Origin of the sequence: Telmatospirillum sp. J64-1 (assembly GCF_006980715.1) — a bacterium.
Lineage (GTDB): Bacteria > Pseudomonadota > Alphaproteobacteria > Rhodospirillales > Magnetospirillaceae > Oleiliquidispirillum > Oleiliquidispirillum nitrogeniifigens.
In genome coordinates this window covers 1-4,392 of sequence record NZ_SBHN01000055.1, presented here as the reverse complement: position 1 = coordinate 4,392, position 4,392 = coordinate 1, and the positions used below count along the sequence as shown (strand labels likewise).

Sequence of the window (4,392 nt, the reverse complement as noted above, 5' to 3'; positions counted from 1 at the left end):
GTGGCCTGCCGTAGCTTCTTGACATAGCGTTGGGTGCAGCCGACGCGCAAGGCGATGCTGCGCGTGCTGCCCTTGGCGTTCAAGATCTCGGCCTTCAAAAGCCGTTTGAACGATCCTTTGGGGATTTCGATAGTGTCGCCGCCATAAACATAGACCAGCTTCGCGAATTCCTCCCGGCCGATCAGCTTGGCCAGGGGATGGTCGGAATTCATCTTCTTGGGGATTGGCGTGCGCACCCCGCCGATAGTATCGGCAAGCTGCAGCGCGGCCTTGGCACCGACAATCTCGGCCAGGCGCTGCAACCCCACAGGCCAAGTGGTGGTGTCATCAGCCGACATCGATCCCAACCCGCGCCGACCAGCGCTTCAGCTGCTCGATCAACTGGCGCTTTTGGGCGGCATCGCAGAAGCGCAGATCTGACGCTCCCACCTGGTTCTCGATCCAGGCGCGCAGGGCTTTCTCGGAGCGGTCGACGAGTTGTCCGGACTTGCCCAGATCGATCCACATGCCCCGGATCATCCGCGATTGCGGATCGCGGGCTGCCGGTGCCGGCAAGGCCGCCTTCGCCGGCTTCCAGCCAAGTCGCTTGAACTCCATCAGCACTTGGTCGAGTTGGTGGTCGCGCAGATCCCCGGCACTGACCTTGCCCGTGATCCGCTTGAGGAGGGCGCGATAGGACTCCTCGTCGAGGGCGAGTTCCTTGCGCGCGATATGGACCTTGGCCAGCAGGGCATTACGCATGGTCGGCTCCCTCGGGATCGGTCTGCAAAGCGGAGGGCTGCCCGCGCGCCTCAATGGCTGCGGCCAACGCGTTAAGGGGGGCGGTGCCCCAGCCTTTGGCTGCATGTTCTCGGGCCAGATCGGCGCATGCCATGCGCTCGGCTTCGACGGCCTCGCGGATTACAGCGCCCATCTCCGGGTATTCATTCCAGCGTCTGCAGAGTTCTTCAGCCCAATGTTCTGCTTCCCCGGCGGCGCAGATCATGCCGTGCGGGTCGATGGCGATGAGGCCGCAGATTTCCTTGCCGGTCGGCTCGGGGTTGTCGCTCATGCCAATGGCACCGGGCGGTGCGCCGCTGGCGCCCTTCATGGGGTGAAAATAGATTCGCTTCATGGTCATTCCTCAGTTTTGAAACCGGAGGGCGACCATCCGGCGATCAAAGAGCCGGTGAAGATCGCCACATATAGCGCGAAGCCATTGTCGGCTTCAGAATCCTGAGCCTCCATCGCCCGGCGGCACAGCAATTCGATAGCCGCCCTTAGACGCTGGATCTCCTCCTGCGGCTGAGTCGATCTGTTGGCGTTGCTTGCTTGTTCAGCCGCGCAACCGAACTCTCGGCACATGGAAGGGTGCGAGCATCTGGCGCATCGTTTAGGCTGGGCCATTGTCACCTCCAGTCTGCAAAGGGGAGGCATTGTGGCGCTGGCAGATGCGGCGGCGCGAAGCCTCGACCAGCGCTGGCCAGCGGGCGGCTATGTCGGCAAGGATCGCTTCCGCCGCCATGGCGCGGCCTTGCATGCTGTCCCAGTTGAAGCGCGCTTCGCTGGGGCTCTTGGCGCCGCCGATCTCTCGGTAGCCTGTGAGCGCGATGTACTCGCGGTACTCCAGGGCCTCGGCCTTTCCCTCGGCGCGCCGCGCTCGGCTTTCCGCTTTCCGAAGGGCCCAGATCAGCCCGCGTTCGCCGCCGAGCTCGACCTTGAGCTTGCAGACCGGAGTCTCTTCCGGCGTCTTGCCGAAATGCGCCTCGGCTTGGCCGATGGTGTGGAAAGTTGCGCCACAGTGAAAGCAGGTCCAGCCGTGCTCAGGGAACGGATAGGTGTCGCCGTCAGGCATCATTCTTCTCCTGTCTGCAAAGGGGAGGTGCGGCGGTTCCATCCGGCGGCGGCTATCGCCTCGCTGTATTCGTTAGGGCCAGCGCCCATGCAGGACTTCCCCCATTCGGCGCACCGGACATTGACGACTTCACCATCTAGGCTGCGGCTGAAACGGCCCGCGCCTCCGCAGAACGGACACGGCAAAAGCTCAGTCATCGGTGTTCTCCTTCACGGTCTGAAAAACCGGAGGGCTGGGCGCTGTTTTTGAGGGTGAAGCTGCTAAGGTGATGGGCAAACGTGCCGAGCGTTCCATCGCGGCGAACCTTGTATCCGCGCACCGAGAGACAGCCCCAATAAGGCGGCTCTTGCCAACGCGCCTTCCCCATGTGGGCCTCGACGGTGGCAATCTGATATTCGCCGCTCTCCGTCACGGCCATTGCGCCCGGCACGACACCAAGAAGTGCGGCGTTGCGTATTAGCCGCTCGCATGCCCGGTTGATCTCCGCCGAGAACTCCCGGTCGTAATCTTTGATTGCCCTGCTGATCATTTGTTGGCCTCCTCAGTCTGCAAAGGGGACGGCTTGCGGCGATGGTCGTATGTGCTTGCGAGCATCGCCCATTGATTGTTCTGCCATCCAACTCGGCACTCAAAGCACAGGTGGTCGACGATGCGTCCGCCATACGCCTCGATCTCAACCGGCATGAGCAGCGGCTTGATCTCCAGGCACTGCTCGCATTCGTCGTCGGTTCGGTAGTCAACCGTCATTCCTTGGCCTCGCTGGTCTTAAAACCGGACCCTTTGCACACCTCGAACAGATCGGGCGTCAGCGGGCAGCGATAGTCTTTTTCGGTCGCGGCGAAGGCCGTACATTTCGGCTGCCCGTCCTCGCCGTATTGCCATTCCTGCGGATACTCTTCGTCCTCTATGTCAAAGGCGAAGCTGGCGGCGATGATCAGACATCCATCCTCGTTGTCTGGATCAGCGCGATGGGCTGCTTCGTGGATGCAGCGAGCACACCAAGCAGCGAGAAAGATTTCGCCTTCCGTGCCGTTGCTCGGCCGGTACTTCTGTCCGGCCTGATCTTTGAATCTCTGGGCTATTTCTGGCGGGTACATGTCATCCTCTCTAACGCAGACGTGCATTGGTGCTGATCATGCGCGCCGTTTCGATGCCGTCGCCGATGATCAGCACCCCGTCGCGCACGCAGGTGGGATAAAGCACGGACATTGAGACCGTGCTGCCGGCAGCACGGTTGCGCCAGACAAGCCGGGCCGAGATCAGGCGGTCCTGGCGCCAGTAGGGCCTGACGCGGGGCATCAGGGCATAGCCCTCTGCGATCAGGGTCTGATGCAGACCGAGCGAGGCCATGGCGGCGGTCACCAATGCCTCGGCATCCATGGCATCCAAAGGTCGGCCTGGGCGGATGCGGCGGACGGCGCTCATTGCGCAGCTCTCCTCTCTTTGCGGATCTGACGCCATTCGGCAGAGAGGTGCTCGCGCCATTCTTTGCGACCGGCGGCATAGGCCAAGGCGGATCGCAACGCCTCTCCTTCCCAGCGATCTAGTGCCGGGCCAGCGGCGCTGAAGGCGGCGGCAAGGTCATCCAGGGAAAAAGACTTCACCAGTTGGGCCAGCTTTCGGCCTTTGCCCTTGCCGGCGGCAGTGAAAGCAGCGTTGATCTCGGCAACGCTGGGGGCAGGCCGGCGCTTCATGCGGCAATCTCCGATGCAGCATTGCGGCACGGCCCACACATCTGGTTATGCGGACCTTGAGACTCGAACTTTCTCCGGCAGCGCAGGCAGGTTCGCTTGGCCGGCCGAATGTTGCTCGTCGTTCCGGCAATGTCGGAAGGCGTCATACGGCGCACGCTGCCACGGCGGCGGCCACTGGACTTGCGTGTCGATTGGCCGGAGGCCAAGATAGTGACCTTGCGCCAGTTGATGCCGACCTCGATCCGGATCAGCCCTGCCGAGGCCAAGCGTTGAAGGGCGGCGGTGCATTTGGTGTGATCACCTCGAATAATGCCCCGATCCATGATCTCGCTGTTGCTGGGGCACGGCAGTCCGGCCTCGGCCGCCGCCACCAACAGGTCGTAAAGCTCCCGTAGTTGACCGGGAATTCGGTCCGTGCCGGTATGTGTGATATCCATCGCATCATCTCCTGGCCTGGCTCATCAGGGCGGGGTGGCCAGTCGCCCGCCGACGCTCCGGCGCCGTCACCGACGCCGGGCGTTTCGCCTATTCTCTCTCGTATTTCGTGCCGCAGAACGGGCAGAAGGTTGGGATCGCCAGAGGCGGGCTTTTGCGGGAGCGGCTATTGACCTTCTCCACCTTGATCACGGGGTAGCCTTGCCCGGTGCGGAGGTTCATGGTCTCGACAATCTGGCCATTGTGTTCGGCCAGAAGCTTGTTCATTTCTCCGATGCAGTTGCACATCACGCTGCACTCCCCTGCACGTAGAAGAAGTTCAGCATCGCCTGGAACCAGGTCTCACCATCGTGGGCAGTGCTGTCCGAATTGAAACGGCCTTGGGGGCCGGTGCCGAAGAAGCGGCCGTTGAAGGTGCTGAAAACAACC

At 62.3% G+C, this 4,392-nt stretch carries 13 protein-coding genes; all 13 read right to left on the bottom strand.

The genetic code is table 11. The features are described from left to right. Positions 1-338, bottom strand: a 338-nt coding sequence (locus tag EPD66_RS23555) for a hypothetical protein (RefSeq protein WP_142851002.1), incomplete at its 3' end; no start/stop codon positions are given. Next, positions 328-741, bottom strand: a complete 414-nt coding sequence (locus tag EPD66_RS23550) for a gp16 family protein (protein ID WP_185961600.1) — start codon at positions 739-741, stop codon at positions 328-330. The genes EPD66_RS23550 and EPD66_RS23555, both read right to left, overlap by 11 nt. Further along, positions 734-1,114, bottom strand: coding sequence for a hypothetical protein (locus tag EPD66_RS23545; RefSeq protein ID WP_142851000.1), 381 nt, complete (start codon positions 1,112-1,114; stop codon positions 734-736). The genes EPD66_RS23550 and EPD66_RS23545 overlap by 8 nt, the downstream gene beginning before the upstream one ends. Positions 1,115-1,116: 2 nt before the next feature. Next, positions 1,117-1,386 carry a hypothetical protein gene (locus EPD66_RS23540; protein WP_142850999.1) on the bottom strand — a complete coding sequence of 90 codons (270 nt, stop codon included), beginning with the start codon at positions 1,384-1,386 and terminating at the stop codon, positions 1,117-1,119. Further along, positions 1,373-1,837 carry a hypothetical protein gene (locus EPD66_RS23535; RefSeq protein ID WP_142850998.1) on the bottom strand — a complete coding sequence of 155 codons (465 nt, stop codon included), beginning with the start codon at positions 1,835-1,837 and terminating at the stop codon, positions 1,373-1,375. The genes EPD66_RS23540 and EPD66_RS23535 overlap by 14 nt, the downstream gene beginning before the upstream one ends. After that, positions 1,834-2,031, bottom strand: a complete 198-nt coding sequence (locus EPD66_RS24875; protein ID WP_142850997.1) for a Lar family restriction alleviation protein — start codon at positions 2,029-2,031, stop codon at positions 1,834-1,836. Before EPD66_RS24875 ends, EPD66_RS23535 begins: the two co-directional genes overlap by 4 nt. Further along, positions 2,028-2,363 (bottom strand): hypothetical protein, encoded by a 336-nt coding sequence (locus EPD66_RS23525; RefSeq protein WP_142850996.1) that lies wholly within the window; start codon positions 2,361-2,363, stop codon positions 2,028-2,030. The genes EPD66_RS24875 and EPD66_RS23525 overlap by 4 nt, the downstream gene beginning before the upstream one ends. Continuing rightward, positions 2,360-2,581, bottom strand: a complete 222-nt coding sequence (locus EPD66_RS23520; protein WP_142850995.1) for a hypothetical protein — start codon at positions 2,579-2,581, stop codon at positions 2,360-2,362. Before EPD66_RS23520 ends, EPD66_RS23525 begins: the two co-directional genes overlap by 4 nt. Next, entirely contained in the window at positions 2,578-2,931 is a 354-nt protein-coding gene (locus EPD66_RS23515; protein WP_142850994.1) for a hypothetical protein, read from the bottom strand. Before EPD66_RS23515 ends, EPD66_RS23520 begins: the two co-directional genes overlap by 4 nt. Positions 2,932-2,941: 10 nt before the next feature. After that, positions 2,942-3,259 carry a hypothetical protein gene (locus EPD66_RS23510; protein ID WP_142850993.1) on the bottom strand — a complete coding sequence of 106 codons (318 nt, stop codon included), beginning with the start codon at positions 3,257-3,259 and terminating at the stop codon, positions 2,942-2,944. Beyond that, positions 3,256-3,528, bottom strand: coding sequence for a hypothetical protein (locus tag EPD66_RS23505; protein WP_142850992.1), 273 nt, complete (start codon positions 3,526-3,528; stop codon positions 3,256-3,258). Before EPD66_RS23505 ends, EPD66_RS23510 begins: the two co-directional genes overlap by 4 nt. Next, complete coding sequence (locus tag EPD66_RS23500; protein ID WP_142850991.1) at positions 3,525-3,965, bottom strand: hypothetical protein; 441 nt, start codon at positions 3,963-3,965, stop codon at positions 3,525-3,527. Before EPD66_RS23500 ends, EPD66_RS23505 begins: the two co-directional genes overlap by 4 nt. 88 nt (positions 3,966-4,053) lie before the next feature. Beyond that, positions 4,054-4,230 carry a hypothetical protein gene (locus EPD66_RS24235; RefSeq protein ID WP_185961598.1) on the bottom strand — a complete coding sequence of 59 codons (177 nt, stop codon included), beginning with the start codon at positions 4,228-4,230 and terminating at the stop codon, positions 4,054-4,056. Positions 4,231-4,392: the final 162 nt, after the last annotated feature.